This window comes from Bradyrhizobium sp. CCBAU 51627 (genome assembly GCF_028128765.1).
Taxonomy (GTDB): Bacteria; Pseudomonadota; Alphaproteobacteria; order Rhizobiales; family Xanthobacteraceae; genus Bradyrhizobium.
On sequence record NZ_LBJG01000023.1, the window covers coordinates 96,765 to 114,432 of the forward strand.

The 17,668-nt window shown below is 60.7% G+C and carries 11 protein-coding genes, 2 tRNA genes and 3 rRNA genes; 6 read left to right on the forward strand and 10 right to left on the reverse strand.

The window, feature by feature from the left end:
• Window positions 1-25: 25 nt before the first annotated feature.
• Window positions 26-622 (reverse strand): hypothetical protein, encoded by a 597-nt coding sequence (locus tag XH88_RS12285; protein ID WP_271615621.1) that lies wholly within the window; start codon window positions 620-622, stop codon window positions 26-28.
• A gap of 266 nt (window positions 623-888) precedes the next feature.
• On the opposite strand from XH88_RS12285, the gene XH88_RS12290 reads away from it, so the two are divergent.
• Window positions 889-1,287, forward strand: coding sequence for a GFA family protein (locus XH88_RS12290; RefSeq protein ID WP_271615622.1), 399 nt, complete (start codon window positions 889-891; stop codon window positions 1,285-1,287).
• A 124-nt stretch (window positions 1,288-1,411) separates the two neighbouring features.
• Here the strand turns inward: XH88_RS12290 and rrf are convergent.
• From rrf to XH88_RS12315, 5 genes are all read right to left on the reverse strand, one after another.
• Window positions 1,412-1,526 (reverse strand): 5S ribosomal RNA (gene rrf / locus XH88_RS12295).
• Between the two features lie 100 nt (window positions 1,527-1,626).
• A 23S ribosomal RNA gene (locus XH88_RS12300) occupies window positions 1,627-4,473 on the reverse strand.
• A 387-nt stretch (window positions 4,474-4,860) separates the two neighbouring features.
• Window positions 4,861-4,936 (reverse strand) — tRNA-Ala (locus XH88_RS12305).
• Window positions 4,937-4,969: 33 nt separating this feature from the next.
• Window positions 4,970-5,046, reverse strand: a tRNA-Ile gene (locus XH88_RS12310).
• Window positions 5,047-5,232: 186 nt separating this feature from the next.
• Window positions 5,233-6,719: ribosomal RNA gene (locus XH88_RS12315) — 16S ribosomal RNA — on the reverse strand.
• Together the 16S, 23S and 5S rRNA genes with 2 tRNA genes alongside form the textbook arrangement of a ribosomal RNA operon.
• A 995-nt stretch (window positions 6,720-7,714) precedes the next feature.
• On the opposite strand from XH88_RS12315, the gene XH88_RS12320 reads away from it, so the two are divergent.
• Window positions 7,715-9,778, forward strand: coding sequence for a M23 family metallopeptidase (locus tag XH88_RS12320; RefSeq protein ID WP_271615623.1), 2,064 nt, complete (start codon window positions 7,715-7,717; stop codon window positions 9,776-9,778).
• Between the two features lie 160 nt (window positions 9,779-9,938).
• A complete protein-coding gene (locus XH88_RS12325; RefSeq protein ID WP_271615624.1) occupies window positions 9,939-10,301 on the forward strand; it encodes an SPW repeat protein in 363 nt (120 codons plus the stop codon).
• 57 nt (window positions 10,302-10,358) lie between these two features.
• Here XH88_RS12325 and XH88_RS12330 read toward each other — a convergent pair whose 3' ends face one another.
• Window positions 10,359-10,790: a hypothetical protein gene (locus XH88_RS12330; protein WP_271615625.1), complete on the reverse strand. Its 432-nt coding sequence runs from the start codon at window positions 10,788-10,790 to the stop codon at window positions 10,359-10,361.
• A gap of 246 nt (window positions 10,791-11,036) precedes the next feature.
• Between XH88_RS12330 and XH88_RS12335 the strand changes: the two genes are divergently transcribed.
• Entirely contained in the window at window positions 11,037-11,303 is a 267-nt protein-coding gene (locus XH88_RS12335; protein ID WP_271615626.1) for a hypothetical protein, read from the forward strand.
• A 73-nt stretch (window positions 11,304-11,376) separates the two neighbouring features.
• Here the strand turns inward: XH88_RS12335 and clpB are convergent, their stop codons facing one another.
• The gene (gene clpB / locus XH88_RS12340) at window positions 11,377-14,016 is read right to left on the reverse strand and encodes an ATP-dependent chaperone ClpB (RefSeq protein ID WP_271615627.1); all 2,640 of its coding nucleotides are present in this window, start codon (window positions 14,014-14,016) and stop codon (window positions 11,377-11,379) included.
• Between the two features lie 241 nt (window positions 14,017-14,257).
• Here clpB and XH88_RS12345 point away from each other — a divergent pair, with 241 nt between their 5' ends.
• Window positions 14,258-15,046, forward strand: coding sequence for an MOSC domain-containing protein (locus XH88_RS12345; protein WP_271615628.1), 789 nt, complete (start codon window positions 14,258-14,260; stop codon window positions 15,044-15,046).
• Window positions 15,047-15,169: 123 nt separating this feature from the next.
• Here XH88_RS12345 and XH88_RS12350 read toward each other — a convergent pair whose 3' ends face one another.
• Window positions 15,170-15,814, reverse strand: a complete 645-nt coding sequence (locus XH88_RS12350; protein ID WP_271615629.1) for a TIGR02594 family protein — start codon at window positions 15,812-15,814, stop codon at window positions 15,170-15,172.
• A gap of 213 nt (window positions 15,815-16,027) precedes the next feature.
• On the opposite strand from XH88_RS12350, the gene XH88_RS12355 reads away from it, so the two are divergent.
• Window positions 16,028-16,891 carry an alpha/beta fold hydrolase gene (locus XH88_RS12355; protein ID WP_271615630.1) on the forward strand — a complete coding sequence of 288 codons (864 nt, stop codon included), beginning with the start codon at window positions 16,028-16,030 and terminating at the stop codon, window positions 16,889-16,891.
• A gap of 114 nt (window positions 16,892-17,005) precedes the next feature.
• On the opposite strand, the gene metW is transcribed toward XH88_RS12355, so the two are convergent.
• Window positions 17,006-17,668 carry a methionine biosynthesis protein MetW gene (gene metW, locus XH88_RS12360; protein WP_271615631.1) on the reverse strand — a complete coding sequence of 221 codons (663 nt, stop codon included), beginning with the start codon at window positions 17,666-17,668 and terminating at the stop codon, window positions 17,006-17,008.

The window sequence follows — 17,668 nt, forward strand, 5'->3', positions numbered from 1 at the left end:
GAGCCCGGGGACGAAAGCTACATCCTCAGTTCTGATCGTCACCGAGCGCGGCGACCAGCTTGTCGTAATATTTGGCGATGAGGTCGATGTTGCCCTTGTTCTCGACCGCAGGCGCCGGCGTCTTCACCGCCTGGTTGAGCTCGTCGAGCGCTTCCTTCTTGTCCTTGGCCGGCATCTTCTTGTCGGCCTCGATCTGCGCGATCTGCGACTTGATCACGGCTTCGTTGCCGACATATTTCTTGGTCGCGGGATCAAAGCCGCCGAGGACGAGGCTGATATTGTCGACGACGTTGTTGTAGTCGTCATAGCTGGCGAAGCCGTGCTTCTTGGCCACGCCGCCGAGCTGGGCGATCACCTTCGCGTCGGGCGCGGTGTTCTCCGGCAGTTTTTCCGTGATCGCGTCCATGTCCTTCTGCGCAGCGAGCACGCCATCGATCTGCTTGTCGGTCAGCGCGATCTGCTTGAGCGCGGGCGCCTGCTGTTGCGCCGGCGCAGCCTGCTGAGCGGGGGCCGGCTGCTGCTTGGCCTGGGCGAGCGCCGCACCGGAGAAGGCGAGCGACGTTGCGGACACGAGGCACGCGACGCCGAGCGCGGTGAGAGCGGGACGAAGCAATGCTGGCATGGAAGTCTCCTCCTGAAGGGGGATCAATGGTCTTGCTGGCGGAAGGGCTTTGGCCGTGGAAGGTCTCGACGGACGAAAGCTAGGGAACTCGAAATGAACTCCGCATGAACTTCTGCGCATCCAGCTAACGGCCGATCATGGCTGAATGATCACAAGCTTGTGGTGCTCGCTCCGATCACCAAACATTGTCCCGCGTGCAATTCGGCTGTTGTGCCGACAACGCATCCCGGCTCATGCTCGGGCGCATCGAAAAAAGAGAGAGCAGCATGCCGACCTATCGAGGCTCGTGCCATTGCGGCGCAGTGACGTTCAGGCTGGTGTCGGATATCACCGAGCTCACGACCTGCGACTGCTCGCTATGCAGGCAGAAGAACGCGCTGATGACGAAGGTCCATCAAAGCGCACTCACCGTGCTGTCAGGCGAGGATCTGCTGTCGGTCTACAAATGGAATACGCACCGCGCGAAGCACTTCTTCTGCTCACGCTGCGGCATCTACACGTTTCATCGCAAGCGCGCGGCGCCGGATCATTTTGGAGTCAACGTGTTCTGCATCGAGGATTTCGATCCTGCTTCGGTGCCCGTGCGTGCGACGGAGGGCATCGGCATGTCTGTCGTCGATCCGAACGCGCGAAGCCAGTGGCCGGGGCCGCGGGAAACCGGCTAACGCCAGACCATCCCGAGATGACTGCACGAACAAAAACGCCGCCTCCCCTTGCGCATACCTGCGCTGGGGAGACGGCGTTTTGTATTTCGAACATCGAAAGAGGAGAATTTCTTGTCCTTGGCAGGCCTGGCAGCGACCTACTCTCCCAGGGCTTAAGCCATAGTACCATTGGCGCTGAAGCGTTTAACGGCCGAGTTCGGGATGGGATCGGGTTGAGGCGCTTCGCTAAAACCACCAGGCCGGCGAAGGACAAGAAAACGAAGCAAGCGATCTTTGATGGCGACTAGCGCCTCTCATTCTGTCTGGGTCTTCAAGACCTCATGGACACTGAAAATGAGAGCAATCAAGCCAATCGAACGATTAGTACCGGTAAGCTACATGCATTACTGCACTTCCACACCCGGCCTATCAACGTGGTCGTCTTCCACGGTTCTCAAGGGAATGCTCGTTTTGAGGTGGGTTTCCCGCTTAGATGCTTTCAGCGGTTATCCCGTCCGTACATAGCTATGCTGCACTGCCGCTGGCGCGACAACAGCTCCACCAGAGGTACGTTCACCCCGGTCCTCTCGTACTAGGGGCAAATCCTCTCAACATTCCAACACCCACGGCAGATAGGGACCGAACTGTCTCACGACGTTCTGAACCCAGCTCACGTACCACTTTAATCGGCGAACAGCCGAACCCTTGGGACCTTCTCCAGCCCCAGGATGTGATGAGCCGACATCGAGGTGCCAAACGACGCCGTCGATATGGACTCTTGGGCGTCATCAGCCTGTTATCCCCGGCGTACCTTTTATCCGTTGAGCGATGGCCCATCCACGCGGGACCACCGGATCACTATGACCGACTTTCGTCTCTGCTCGATTCGTAGATCTCGCAGTCAGGCAGGCTTATGCCATTATACTCGACGAACGATTTCCGACCGTTCTGAGCCTACCTTCGCACGCCTCCGTTACTCTTTGGGAGGCGACCGCCCCAGTCAAACTGCCCACCATGCGCTGTCCCGGTTCCCGCTAAGGGAACGCGGTTAGATATCCATAACCATTAGGGTGGTATTTCACATTGCGGCTCCACCATGGCTGGCGCCACGGCTTCAAAGCCTACCACCTATTCTACACAAACAGTCACGAATACCAGCGCAAAGCTACAGTAAAGGTGCACGGGGTCTTTCCGTCTGACCGCAGGAACCCCGCATCTTCACGGGGAATTCAATTTCACTGAGTCTATGTTGGAGACAGCGGGGAAGTCATTACGCCATTCGTGCAGGTCGGAACTTACCCGACAAGGAATTTCGCTACCTTAGGACCGTTATAGTTACGGCCGCCGTTTACCGGGGCTTCGATTCAAGGCTTGCACCTCTCCTCTTAACCTTCCGGCACCGGGCAGGCGTCAGACCCTATACGTCATCTTGCGATTTCGCAGAGCCCTGTGTTTTTGTTAAACAGTTGCCACCCCCTGGTCTGTGCCCCCACTGCCCGCTTGCGCGAGCAATGGGCCTCCTTATCCCGAAGTTACGGAGGTAAATTGCCGAGTTCCTTCAACATAGTTCTCTCAAGCGCCTTGGTATACTCTACCAGTCCACCTGTGTCGGTTTCGGGTACGGTCTAATGTGGAGGCTATTTCCTGGAACCCCTTCGAGGCCCGACCAATCCAATAAGGTCGGACAACACACGGGATTCGTCACCATCCACTGGCTGCAGAATATTCACTGCATTCCCATCGACTACGCCTTTCGGCCTCGCCTTAGGGACCGGCTAACCCTGCGAAGATTAACTTTACGCAGGAACCCTTGGACTTTCGGCGACACTGTCTTTCACAGTGTTTGTCGTTACTCATGCCAGCATTCGCACTTCTGATACCTCCAGGCGCTCTCACGAGTCGCCCTTCGCAGGCTTACAGAACGCTCCGCTACCGCGTAGCCCTTGCGGACTACACCCTAAGCTTCGGCTCGTGGCTTGAGCCCCGTTACATCTTCGGCGCAGAAACCCTTATTTAGACCAGTGAGCTGTTACGCTTTCTTTAAAGGATGGCTGCTTCTAAGCCAACCTCCTGGTTGTTTTGGGATTTCCACATCCTTTCCCACTTAGCCACGAATTAGGGGCCTTAGCTGTAGGTCCGGGTTGTTTCCCTCTCCACGACGGACGTTAGCACCCGCCGTGTGACTCCCGGATAGTACTCTCAGGTATTCGGAGTTTGGTTGGGTTTGGTAAGACGGTAAGTCCCCCTAGCCCATCCAGTGCTCTACCCCCTGAGGTATTCATCCGAGGCGATACCTAAATATCTTTCGCGGAGAACCAGCTATTTCCCAGTTTGATTGGCCTTTCACCCCTAACCACAAGTCATCGGAGCCTTTTTCAACAGGCACCCGTTCGGTCCTCCAGTGAGTGTTACCTCACCTTCAACCTGCTCATGGCTAGATCACTAGGTTTCGGGTCTAATACAACGAACTTGGCGCCCTATTCAGACTCGCTTTCGCTACGCCTTCGCCTATCGGCTTAAGCTTGCTCGTTAAATTAAGTCGCTGGCCCATAATACAAAAGGTACGATGTCACCCAGAACGAATCTTGGGCTCCATCTGTTTGTAGGTGTCCGGTTTCAGGTCTATTTCACTCCCCTCGTCGGGGTGCTTTTCACCTTTCCCTCACGGTACTGGTTCGCTATCGGTCGCTGAGGAGTACTTAGGCTTGGAGGGTGGTCCCCCCGTGTTCAGACAGGATTGCACGTGTCCCGCCTTACTCGTGGATACATCATCGCATTACTCGTACGGGGCTATCACCCTCTGAGGCCCGGCTTTCCTGACCGGTTCCGATTGTCTTTGATGTATCACTGGCCTGGTCCGCGTTCGCTCGCCACTACTAACGGAGTCTCTGTTGATGTCCTTTCCTCCAGGTACTTAGATGTTTCAGTTCCCTGGGTTTGCTTGAAACCTCCTATGTATTCAGAAGTCTCATACCTTCTCTTGATAACCGGAAATCCAAAACCTCTGAGGTCATGGTCCCGATCATTTCTGGTCGAACACCAAGACACAAGGTCTTGGAGTTCCGGCTATCGAAGGTGGGTTTCCCCATTCGGAAATCCGCGGATCAAAGCTTCTTCGCAGCTCCCCACGGCTTATCGCAGCGTAGCACGTCCTTCATCGCCTCTCAGCGCCAAGGCATCCACCGAACACCCTTAAGGCACTTGATTGCTCTCATTATCAATGTCCACACACTCGGCAGAATGCTGTCTGTACGACTGCCTTGCGGCACGCGCCCTCGATGAACGCTACGTACAGCCGGACATTGACTAGAAAGACCAGCTTGCTTCGTAAGATCGTTCCGATAGCGAGGCGGTCAAGCTTCGCTAAAAGGATCATTTTACAACTCGCACTCAACCTCACGGCTGAAAGCGAGCGCCGAAAATGATCCGGAGATAATGAAGGATCCGCGCAGCAATCTGCTACACGACCCAACTCGGATCGATCTCCTCTTTACGATGTCAGAAAACACGCAATCTGCTGTCTATCCAGACTAGCAGGATGCGAAGTGATGTTTCGCGGACGACGGTGCATGATCAGTCGATGATCAAACCATCTGGTGGAGCCAGACGGGATCGAACCGACGACCTCATGCTTGCAAAGCACGCGCTCTCCCAGCTGAGCTATGGCCCCGTAACCAGAAGACGAATGCTCACTCGATGAAAGTGGTGGGCCTGGGAAGACTTGAACTTCCGACCTCACGCTTATCAAGCGCGCGCTCTAACCAACTGAGCTACAAGCCCCTAACGCACATCCCGTTAAGGACCCTGGATCCTGCCGTTGCAGGCCCAGCGCGTGTTCGTCCGCGAAGAAAGAGAAACGTAGACGGCGAAATCCCGCCAATGGAGCTCAACGATCTGGCGATCTGTTGGCCCCTGATGTTTCTAAAACAGCTCGATAGAAGCAAGCTTCTGAAGAGCCATCCTTAGAAAGGAGGTGATCCAGCCGCAGGTTCCCCTACGGCTACCTTGTTACGACTTCACCCCAGTCGCTGACCCTACCGTGGCCGGCTGCCTCCTTGCGGTTAGCGCACCGTCTTCAGGTAAAACCAACTCCCATGGTGTGACGGGCGGTGTGTACAAGGCCCGGGAACGTATTCACCGTGGCGTGCTGATCCACGATTACTAGCGATTCCAACTTCATGGGCTCGAGTTGCAGAGCCCAATCCGAACTGAGACGGCTTTTTGAGATTTGCGAAGGGTCGCCCCTTAGCATCCCATTGTCACCGCCATTGTAGCACGTGTGTAGCCCAGCCCGTAAGGGCCATGAGGACTTGACGTCATCCCCACCTTCCTCGCGGCTTATCACCGGCAGTCTCCTTAGAGTGCTCAACTAAATGGTAGCAACTAAGGACGGGGGTTGCGCTCGTTGCGGGACTTAACCCAACATCTCACGACACGAGCTGACGACAGCCATGCAGCACCTGTGTTCCAGGCTCCGAAGAGAGGGTCACATCTCTGCGACCGGTCCTGGACATGTCAAGGGCTGGTAAGGTTCTGCGCGTTGCGTCGAATTAAACCACATGCTCCACCGCTTGTGCGGGCCCCCGTCAATTCCTTTGAGTTTTAATCTTGCGACCGTACTCCCCAGGCGGAATGCTTAAAGCGTTAGCTGCGCCACTAGTGAGTAAACCCACTAACGGCTGGCATTCATCGTTTACGGCGTGGACTACCAGGGTATCTAATCCTGTTTGCTCCCCACGCTTTCGTGCCTCAGCGTCAGTACCGGGCCAGTGAGCCGCCTTCGCCACTGGTGTTCTTGCGAATATCTACGAATTTCACCTCTACACTCGCAGTTCCACTCACCTCTCCCGGACTCAAGATCTTCAGTATCAAAGGCAGTTCTGGAGTTGAGCTCCAGGATTTCACCCCTGACTTAAAAACCCGCCTACGCACCCTTTACGCCCAGTGATTCCGAGCAACGCTAGCCCCCTTCGTATTACCGCGGCTGCTGGCACGAAGTTAGCCGGGGCTTATTCTTGCGGTACCGTCATTATCTTCCCGCACAAAAGAGCTTTACAACCCTAGGGCCTTCATCACTCACGCGGCATGGCTGGATCAGGGTTGCCCCCATTGTCCAATATTCCCCACTGCTGCCTCCCGTAGGAGTTTGGGCCGTGTCTCAGTCCCAATGTGGCTGATCATCCTCTCAGACCAGCTACTGATCGTCGCCTTGGTAGGCCATTACCCTACCAACTAGCTAATCAGACGCGGGCCGATCTTTCGGCGATAAATCTTTCCCCGTAAGGGCTTATCCGGTATTAGCACAAGTTTCCCTGTGTTGTTCCGAACCAAAAGGTACGTTCCCACGCGTTACTCACCCGTCTGCCGCTGACGTATTGCTACGCCCGCTCGACTTGCATGTGTTAAGCCTGCCGCCAGCGTTCGCTCTGAGCCAGGATCAAACTCTCAAGTTGGACTTGAACTTTGAACCGGCTGATCACAACGTTTGACGAGGTCCCACCATTATCGACCGAAGTCGATGTGCTGCCTGCGATTCACATCGCTGGCAACGATGGTGTTTCCTTTGAAACGTGTACCGCCGAAGTCTTTCGTCCGGTCTCGATCAGAAAAGCCGAAGCTTTTCGGAAGCGAGACCCGCAAGGACTCCGCCGTCCACGTTTCTCTTTCTTCATCTTCACTTGTCAAACAGCCCGGGACCGTGGAGGCCCCAACCTTCCGGAGTGGAAGGGTTCCGACACTCTTACCGACGTCGAATGACTCCAACCGATTGTGTCGGCTGTTGTGTCACTCAACAAGTTGAGGAGCATCAGTGGCGCGTTCGCTCGCCTTGGTCAGTGACCCGGCGGCGCCGCGCTCAGTGGTTGGGGTTATAGGCCCCACCTTCCGGGCTGTCAACGCCAATCGTCAACAAATCGTCGCACAGTGGATTGGTGGAAAAATTCCTGCGATTCCAGACGATTAGGTGGCCCAAGAGCGCGCGGAGCGACGCCGCCCGGCAAAAAATCTGAAAAAAGTTTGCCTCCCTGGGGGCTCGGGAGGGACCCCCGAGGGGGCCTGGAGGTGGCCTCGGGCCACCCTCGCCCCAAGGCCATCGCGGCCGGCCGTTCAGGAAACTTTTTCCATCTTAGGCGCCGTACTAGAGCCACAATCCCGCGGCGTTCTGATAAGACACAAGCTTGAATCGCCGGGATGCCAGTGGGGGCTGCCGGCGGTTTGCATGGGGTTCGGAGAAGGCGATCTGACAATGACGCGGCCTTCTTCGGACCTTCGAAAGACATCGAGAGACCTTCACCTGCCCAGCTGTTCGTAATTTCGGCCGGGCCTCAATCCGGGGCCTTCTGAGCGCGAGCACCTGTGCGGCATGGCTTTTCCTGCGATGCCCCTCCAAGAGGGCAACCAGGGAGGACACGAAGCAGGTTTTTCGGGTCGTTGGATTGGGGGACTTGGGTTGAACCAGAGGACGTCACGCGGCGCTTACGGGCGAGAGACCGGGATCATCGATCTCGGCCACGAACCGCCGCTGTCCGTCGATGGTTCCGAAGCCGCCGTGATCGATCGCCGTCGCGTCTCGGTGCAATGGTTCAGCGGCACGATTCTGACCGGACTCTGCGGCGCAGCCCTGATCGGCGGCGCCGTTTTCGCATCGCTCGACGGCGAAATGACCTTCGCCAAGGTGCCGGAGCGGGTCGAAGGCGCGCTGCGCGGCGCCTTCGGCACCGCCGATCGCACCGCTACGCTGCACAAGAGCGATCGCCTGCCGCCGCCGAACGACTCCGCTGCCTCGCGCAGCATCGTGCGCGTCTCGACAGTGGCCCGCGTCGGCAATCGCGACGTGATGCGCGTACGCCCCTTCATCCGGATCGCCGGCAATCTGTCGATGACGACGAGCGATCTGTCGGCGAAGATTCCACCGTTCAACGCCCAGCGTCTGCTCACCGACGTCGGCTCCGATCCGAAGACCGCGGCCGACGATCCGAACAATCCCGAAGCCGTCGAGCCCGACGCCGAGGTCTCCTTCGTCACGAGGGATCTCTCGCCGGTGCTGCCGAAGGCCAAGATTTCCGCCGTGGTGGCCCTCGACGACATCCTGATGCGGGTGCGCGATGCCGCCAATTGGCGCGGCAATGGTGGCGTGCGCTATGCCTCGCTGGCCAATGCCACCGCCGACGTCTCCGGCGCGACCGGCGCCTCCGACATGAAGATGGCCTATGCCACCGAAGTGTCGCCGTCCGATCCCTATGCCGGTTTCGAGACGCGCGTGGTGCCGGAAAACGTCACGCTGCTGCCGAAGACCAAGGAGCAGATCACCGGGGGCAATCCCACCGGCGAGCGCGTGCACCTGGTCAAGAAGGGCGACAGCGTTGCCTCGGTGCTGCGCGATCTCGGCGCCACGGCCGAGGAGATCAAGGCGATCACCGCGACGCTCGGCCCGCGCGGCCGCGACGGCGGCCTGAAGGAAGGCGAGAAGCTTCGCATCCTGATGGCGCCGGCCAGCCCCGGCGCGCGGCTCCAGCCCTATCGCGTCGTGGTTGCAAACGACACGGTGGTCGAGGCGATCGCGGCACTGTCCGATCTCGGCAAATACGTCGCGGTCGACGTCTCCAGCATGAATACCGTTGTCGATGCCACGACCAGCACGAGCAGCGAGGACGACGACGACGACGACGGCAGCGGCGTGCGGCTCTACCAGAGCATCTACGAGACCGCGATGCGCAACAAAGTGCCGATGCCTGTCATCGACGACATGATCAAGATCTACTCCTACGACGTCGATTTCCAGCGCAAGGTGCAGCCGGGCGACTCGTTCGACGTGTTCTATGCCGGCGAAGAAGATGGCACGACCTCGACCGAGAAGAACGACGTGCTGTTCGCCTCTCTCACAGTCGGCGGCGAGACCAAGAAATACTACCGCTACCAGAGCCCCGACGACGGCGTCGTCGACTATTACGACGAGAGCGGCAAGAGCGCGAAGAAGTTCCTGGTCCGCAAACCCGTCAACAGCGCCATCATGCGCTCCGGCTTCGGCGGCCGCCGCCATCCGATCCTCGGCTATGTGAAGATGCACACCGGCGTCGATTGGGCCACCGCCTACGGCACGCCGATCTTCGCCGCCGGCAACGGCGTGATCGAGAAGGCCCAGCTCGAGGGCGGCTACGGCAAATATATCCGCATCAAGCACAACAACGGCTACGAGACCGCCTACGGCCACATGTCGGCCTTCGCCAAGGGCATGGAAGCCGGCAAGAAGGTGCGGCAGGGTCAGGTCATCGGCTTCGTCGGTTCGACCGGCCAGTCGACCGGCCCGCACGTCCATTACGAAATCCTCGTCAACGGCCGCTTCGTCGACCCGATGCGCGTGAAGCTGCCGCGCGGCCGTTCGCTGGAAGGCGCGATGCTCGCCAGCTTCGAGAAGGAGCGCGACCGCCTCGACGCGATGATGAGCGGCCGCGGCGGCGCCATCGCCCGCATGTCGGACGCCACCGGCGGGCCGTTGCAGGTCACCAACCGCTAAACCGCTAGCGTCAGGGACCGTCAGCGCTCCAGCCCGAAAGCGCGACCAGAAGCGTTCTCCCTTCGATTCTTCCATTCGATTTTATTGGAACCCTGTGGAACCGAGCGGTGCGCGCGTCGGTTGTTTTGCATGAGTGGCAGGGGCTCCAATGGAGGATGTCATGGAAAATTGGACGAACGCCAAGCTGTGCGACGTCGCCAACTTGATCCTCGGCGGATTCCTGTTCGTCTCGCCCTGGATCTTCGGATTCGACGCCGGGCACGCATCCCAGAACGCCTACGTTGCGGGTATCGTGATCGCGGTGCTGGCGATCGCAGCGCTCGCGGCGTTTGCCGTCTGGGAAGAGTGGCTGAACCTGATCGTCGGTCTTTGGACGCTGATTGCACCCTGGGTGCTCGGCTTCGAGGGCAACAGGACCGCCATGACCGTCCACGTCGTGGTCGGCATCCTGGTCGCGGCGCTTGCCGCCCTCGAGCTCTGGATCATGTCCCAGAACCCGCCGCGGCTCACCGCAAGCCGCTAGGGGTGCTCGAACAACAACCTAAAGCGCGATGATGATTCGCCTTCACGTCATCGCGCCTTAGAAGAGCGCGTGCGCGCGGACGATATCGAACACAATCCCGATCGCCGTCAGACCGAACGAGACCGCGATGAGGGGTAAGAGCACGTCGATGGCGGCGTGGACACTGCGCAGCTTCGCGCCCCAGACGACGAAATCGCCGGCCTCCCAATCGCGCAGCGAGACCGGCCCATGAAGCGGCTCGTTCGACATCCGGTGCTTCCGCCACAGCCGCGACATTGTCCAGGGCAGGCCCACCGCCATGACAAACAACAGCGTGACAAAGGCGAGCGAAAGGCTGACATCGCCGCCGCCGCGGTCGAACAGCACCCAAGCCATCAAGGCGAACCATGCGACCAGCCCTGCCGCGGCACCGTAGATTTTTGGATGAAGCCGGTCGAAGACCGGTCGGTTATGCGTGGCGGGTTGTCTGCTCATGGCAAGATCCTTCACTTGCGTGAGAGGGATTCACCGGGCGTGCTCGTTTGAGAGATTTACCCCGTCGTCAAACTGGCGGGTCTTCGCAAAATCGCGAGGCGATGGCTTGCGGGACGCGGCCGGCCCCTCCCATATGACGGTAATCAGTTGCGACCGAGGCGGTTTCATTAAATCTTCGCAGCTGCGGAGGCGGAACCGTTCGGCGGTGTTCTCGATTGTTGGCTCTGGCTTCTGCCGGACGAGCAAGAGGAGATTACGCCAATGAAGCAGCTCTCACGCGATGACGTGATCAAGGCTCTCCCCGGAATCGATGACGCCACGGTTGCCGAGATCATCGGAACCGGCGCGACCGTCGACGAGTTTACCGAGGCTCGAGCCTGGCTCGCCAACGACGAGCCGATGATCAACGATCTGCGGCCATTGGCGCAGGGACGGGTGCGAGAGCTCGTCGATATTCTCTCGGAGCTCGACCAGGACGATGACGAGCCAGGCCCAGCCGGCCCCGGCTCGGCCTCCGCAATCAGCTAGGCGAGCAAGTCGACAAGCAAAGCCCGGAGAGGGTCACCTCTCCGGGGCGATATTCGTGGGCGCGCGTCAGCGCTCAGTTCAGCTTCCGCTTCGGCATCGGCGCCTCGAACTGGGTGATCTCCGCGGTCTGCGGCGCCTTGCCGTTGAACGTCAGCACGTTGCCTTCGGACGAGATCGCAACCGTATCGCCGTCCCTGACGTCGCCGGCCAGGATCATCTCGGCGAGCGGATCCTGGAGATAGCGCTGGATCACCCGCTTCAGCGGCCTTGCGCCGTAAGCGGGGTCCCAGCCCTTGGCGGCGAGCCAGTCGCGGCCGGCAGCGTCGAGCGTCAGCACGATCTTGCGATCGGTCAGCAGCTTTTGCAGCCGCGCGAACTGGATCTCGACGATCCGGCCCATCTCGCTCCGCTGCAGGCGGTGGAACAGGATGATCTCGTCGACACGGTTGAGGAACTCGGGGCGGAAATGCCCACGCACCATTCCCATCACCTGCTCGCGCACGGCCGAGGTGTCCTCGCCCTCCGGCTGGTTCACCAAGAACTCCGACCCGAGGTTCGAGGTCATGATGATCAGCGTGTTGCGGAAGTCGACGGTGCGGCCCTGGCCGTCGGTCAGGCGGCCGTCGTCGAGCACCTGCAACAGGACGTTGAAGACGTCGGGATGCGCCTTCTCGATCTCGTCGAACAGCACGACCTGATAGGGCCGGCGCCGCACCGCTTCGGTGAGCGCGCCGCCCTCGTCATAACCGACATAGCCCGGAGGCGCGCCGATCAGCCGCGAGACCGAATGCTTCTCCATGTATTCGGACATGTCGAGGCGGACCATCGCGGTCTCGTCGTTGAAGAGGTACTCCGCAAGCGCTTTCGTCAGCTCGGTCTTGCCGACGCCGGTGGGACCCAAGAACATGAACGAGCCGGTCGGCCGGTTCGGATCCTGCAGGCCGGCACGCGAGCGCCGCACGGCGGTCGCGACCGCACGCACGGCCTCGGCCTGGCCGACGACGCGCTTGCCGAGCTGCTCCTCCATCTTCAGGAGTTTCTCCTTTTCGCCCTCCAGCATCTTGTCGACGGGCACGCCGGTCCAGCGCGAGACCACCTGCGCGATATGGTTGGCGGTAACGGCCTCCTCCATCATCTCGCCGGAATTCTCCTTGGCCTCGATGTCGGCAAGCTGCTTCTCGAGCTGCGGAATCCGGCCATAGGCCAGCTCACCCGCCTTCTGGAATTCGCCGCGCCGCTGGGCGTTGGCCAGTTCGACACGCAAGCCGTCGAGCTCGGCCTTCAGCTTCTGGGCGTCGGAGAGCTTGCTCTTCTCCGCGCTCCAGCGCGCCGTCAGCGACGCTGACTTCTCCTCGAGTTCGGCAAGGTCCTTCTCCAGCGTCTGCAGCCGGGACTTGGAACCGAGGTCGCTTTCCTTCTTGAGAGCTTCCTGCTCGATCTTGAGCCGGATGATCTCACGGTCGAGCGAATCCAGCTCTTCCGGCTTGGAATCGACCTGCATCTTCAGCCGCGCCGCGGCCTCGTCCATCAGGTCGATCGCCTTGTCGGGCAGGAAGCGATCCGTGATGTAGCGGTTGGACAACGTCGTGGCCGCAACGAGCGCGGAATCCGTGATCCGCACGCCGTGGTGCTGCTCGTACTTGTCCTTCAGGCCGCGCAGGATCGAGATGGTGTCCTCGACCGAGGGCTCGCTGACGAAGATCGGCTGGAAGCGGCGGGCCAGCGCAGCATCCTTTTCGACGTGCTTCTGGTATTCGTCGAGCGTGGTCGCGCCGATGCAATGCAGCTCACCGCGCGCAAGCGCGGGCTTGAGCAGGTTGGACGCGTCCATCGCACCGTCGCCCTTGCCGGCGCCGATCAGCGTGTGCATCTCGTCGATGAACAGGATGAAGGTGCCTTCGCTCCCGGTGACTTCCTGGAGCACGGCCTTCAGACGCTCCTCGAACTCACCGCGATATTTCGCACCCGCGATCAGCGCCCCGAGGTCGAGCGACAGCAGCTTCTTGTCCTTCAGGCTTTCCGGCACGTCGCCATTGACGATGCGCAGCGCGAGCCCCTCCGCGATGGCGGTCTTGCCGACGCCGGGTTCGCCGATCAGGACGGGATTGTTCTTGGTTCGGCGCGAGAGCACCTGGATGGTGCGGCGGATCTCCTCGTCGCGGCCGATGACCGGGTCGAGCTTGCCGTCGCGCGCGGCCTGGGTCAGGTCGCGGGCATATTTCTTCAGCGCATCATAGGCGTTCTCGGCGGTCGCACTGTCAGCCGTGCGACCCTTGCGCAGCGCTTCGATCGCCGCGTTGAGGTTTTGCGGAGTCACGCCCCCCTTGCTCAGGATGGTGCCCGCCTCGCTGGATTTCTCCAGCGTCAGGCCGAGCAGCAGCCGCTCGACGGTGACAAAACTGTCGCCGGCCTTCTCGCCGGCCTTTTCAGCGGCATCGAAGGTGCGAGCGAGTTCCGGGGCCAGATAGATCTGGCCGGCACCGCCACCACTGACCTTCGGCACCTTGTTAAGGGCATCCTCGGTCGCCTTCAGGATTGCGCGGGAATTGCCGCCGGCGCGGTCGATCAGACCGGCAGCTAACCCCTCATTGTCGTCCAACAGGACTTTCAGGACGTGCAGGGTGGAAAACTGCTGGTGCCCCTCGCGCATCGCGAGCGACTGCGCGGACTGAATGAAGCCCCTGGAGCGTTCGGTGTACTTCTCGATATTCATAGCTTTTCTTTCCCTCGGCCTGCCCATGGGGCCCTCCAAGGCACCCCAAACGGCATCTTCATTGGGTTTCCGCTAGCCGCGTTGACATTCCTCAACCGACGACGGTCGTTATCAGCCGACGCTGGCGCCGACCTGACCCAGATGTGGGAAGCGCGCCCTCGGATCGGAAGAGGCGAGTTCACAATTTCGTGCGCTGATCGACCCGCTTGGCGGGCGCGGGACGAATCCCCTAAGTAGCGGCATGACAGCCAACCAGACCGCCGAGATCACCGCCCTTTACCGCTACCCGATCAAGGGCCTGACGCCCGAATCCCTGTCCCGCGTTCCCTTGCGGTCAGGCCAGACCCTGCCCGCCGACCGCCGCTACGCCATCGAGAACGGCCCGAGCGGGTTTGACCCTGAAGCTCCCGAGTGGAAGCCGAAGATCCAGTTCCTGATGCTGGCGCGCAACGAGCGGCTGGCGTCTCTCGACAGCCGGTTCGAGGACGCCACGAACCATCTGACGATCCGCAAAGACGGCCAGATCGTCGCGAGCGGCGATCTCGAGACCGCGGCAGGGCGCAAGGCGATCGAGATCTATTTCAGCGAGAATTTTCAGCCTGAGCTGAAAGGGCCGCCGAAGGTGCTGTCCGGTCACGGCCACAGCTTTTCCGACGTCGCCCGCAAGGTGGTGTCCATCATCAATCTCAATAGCGTCCAGGCCATCGAGACCATGCTCGGCGGCGTTGCCGTCAATCCCTTGCGCTTCCGCGCCAATCTCTATGTCAAAGGCTGGCCGGCCTGGTCGGAGCTCGATCTCCTCGACCAGACGCTCGCGATCGGACAGGCCCGCCTGAAAGTGGTCAAGCGCATCAAGCGTTGTCCGGCCACCAATGTCGATCCTGACACCGCCGTGCGCGATCTCGACATTCCGCCGACGCTCTCGCGCCATCTCGGCCACATGGATTGCGGCATCTATGCCGAGGTGATCGCCGACGGCGAGATCGGCGTGGGTGATGTGGTTGCGGTGGAGCAGCCGAAGCTGGTGTGAGCCAACCTCGGCGCACCACACTCAGTCATTGCGAGCGCAGCGAAGCAATCCAGAGATCTATCCGCTGAGACCGCCTGGATTGCTTCGTCGCTTCGCTCCTCGCAATGACGACGGCAACGCGCCTTAGTTGGGCATCACATACGCGTAGATCCGGCCGCGCGAGATCGGCGCCTCGCGGACGCGATTGCCATTGTTGCCGGAGATCATGATCGGATTCCCCTGCGCGTCGATGCCGGTGATGATGCCGACGTGACCGCCGCGGCGGCCGCGCGACATCACCGCGATGGCGCCGACCTGGGGACCGGAGACGCGCGTGCCGTAGTGTGCGAACGAGCTAGCCATGTCGGAGCCGGTGCCCTGATGGCCGGTCTTCTGAAGCACCATGTTCATGAAGCGGGCGCACCACAGGCTGCCGCGTCCCGTGGGATTGCCGCCGAGATATCGCCGCGCCTCGGAGACGAGACCCGATCCGCCGCCGAATCCACTGCTCATGCTCGCACCCGCATTGGCGTTCGGATCATAGCTGGCCTGCGTGTTGGCGAATCCACCTGCCTGCAAGGCCGCCGCGCTGCGCTCGAAGCGCGAGCTGCGGGCCATGTGCCGGTGGTGATGAGATCTGCTGGCGTGATGCACGTAAGCGTGCCGCTCTGCGCTATGACGATGATACGGCCGCGCTGAGGCCGGGGAAACGAACGCGGCAAAAGCCGCGAAGAAGATCGCCAGCGCGGCAACAGAACGCGACAGGCGAGACGCAAACAACTCAGCCATTCTTCATCCTTCGTTGACACCCCACTTCCCGTCAACCCGTGCGGTGGCCGACATCCGACGGGCCGTAAAGCTTCCGGATGTGGCGAGAAAAAGACGCGGCGAGGGTGAATAGCTGCGATGATTTTGCGTCAGTACTGTTGTGAGCTGCCTCATTGCGGACATCAGCATTAACTGCGATCCTGGAGCTACGGCTTGAAGAGAGGGAAACGATTAATGCCCCACGCCACGACCAGGGACGGCGTCCGCCTCTATTTCGAAGAAGCGGGCCAGGGAACGCCGATCATTTTTCTGCACGAGTTCGCGGCCGACTACACCAACTGGGAGCCGCAGATGCGTTACTTCTCGCGCGGCCACCGCTGCATCACCTATTCTGCGCGCGGCTACACGCCGTCTGATGTGCCTGATGGTGAGGTCTACACCTTCGAGCATTTCTACACCGACGCGCTCGCCGTGCTCGATCATCTCGGAATCCAGCGCGCGCATCTCGTCGGCCTGTCGATGGGCGCCTACTCATCGCTCCAGATCGGATTGAACGCACCGCAGCGCGCGCTGTCGATGACGCTGGCCGGGGTCGGCTCAGGCTCGGAGCTCGAGAACCTGGAGGCCTGGCGCAAGCAGTGCCGCGCCAATGCCGAACAGTTCGAGACGCTGGGATCAGCCGAGGTCGCCAAGATCACGCGCGAGGCGCCGAGCCGGATTCCCTTCCTGGTGAAGGATCCGCGAGGCCACGCCGATTTCTACACCGCGCTGGCGCGGCACGATGCCAAAGGCTCGGCCAACACGATGCGCGGCTTCCAGGGCGGCAGGCCGTCGATCTATACCATGACCGAGGCGATCAAACGCGCGACGACGCCCGCGTTGATCATCTGCGGCGACGAGGATGATCCATGCGTCGGCCCGAGCCTGTTCCTGAAAAAGCATCTGCCGGCCGCGGGCCTCGCGATCTTTCCGAAGTCCGGCCACGTGCTCAATCTCGAAGAGCCCGCGCTATTCAACGAGAGCGTGGAACGGTTCGTGACGCTGGTGGAAGCCGGCCGCTGGCCGGCGCGCGATCCGCGGTCGATGGCGCTAGGATAAGTCGTCATTCCGGGATGCGCCGACAGGCGCAGGCCCGGAATCCATCAAACGGCAGAGGCTGAGGCAAAATGGATTCCGGGCTCGCGCTTCGCGCGCCCCGGAAGGACGGAGGAACTATTTTCCGATCCCCCGGCTCAGCAGAAACACGCCCTGCTCGCCGAACAGATTCCACACCCACCACGGCAGCCGCAGTCGCAGCGGGCGGCCGTAGAGGTCGAGCGCTTCGGCGCGTTCCATCTTGACGTGGATTTCGTCGCAGAGCTCGACGAAATCCTTGATCGTGCAAAAATGGATGTTGGCGGTGTCGTACCAGCTGGCCGGCAGATTCTCCGTGCGCGGCATGTGGCCGCCGATCAGGAGCTGGAGGCGCATCCGCCAGAAGCCGAAATTCGGGAATGACACGATGGCGCGGCGACCGATGCGCAGGAGATTTTCCAGCACGACCTTGGGCTGTCGTGTCGCTTGCAGCGTCTGCGACAGGATGACGTAGTCGAAGGCGTCATCCGGATAATTTACGAGGTCGGTGTCGGCATCGCCCTGCACCACTGCGAGGCCTTTCGCCACGCAGCGGTTGACGCCCTCGCGCGACAACTCGATGCCGCGACCGTCGATGCCGCGGGTCTCCAGCAGCTGAAGCAGATCGCCCTCGCCGCAGCCGACGTCGAGCACTTTCGAGCCCGGCTTGACCATCTCGGCGACCAGCAAATGGTCGGCACGATAGTTTCCCGATTGCGTGGTCACGATGCCGTTGAACGGCAGCACTTCTTGCGCCGACAT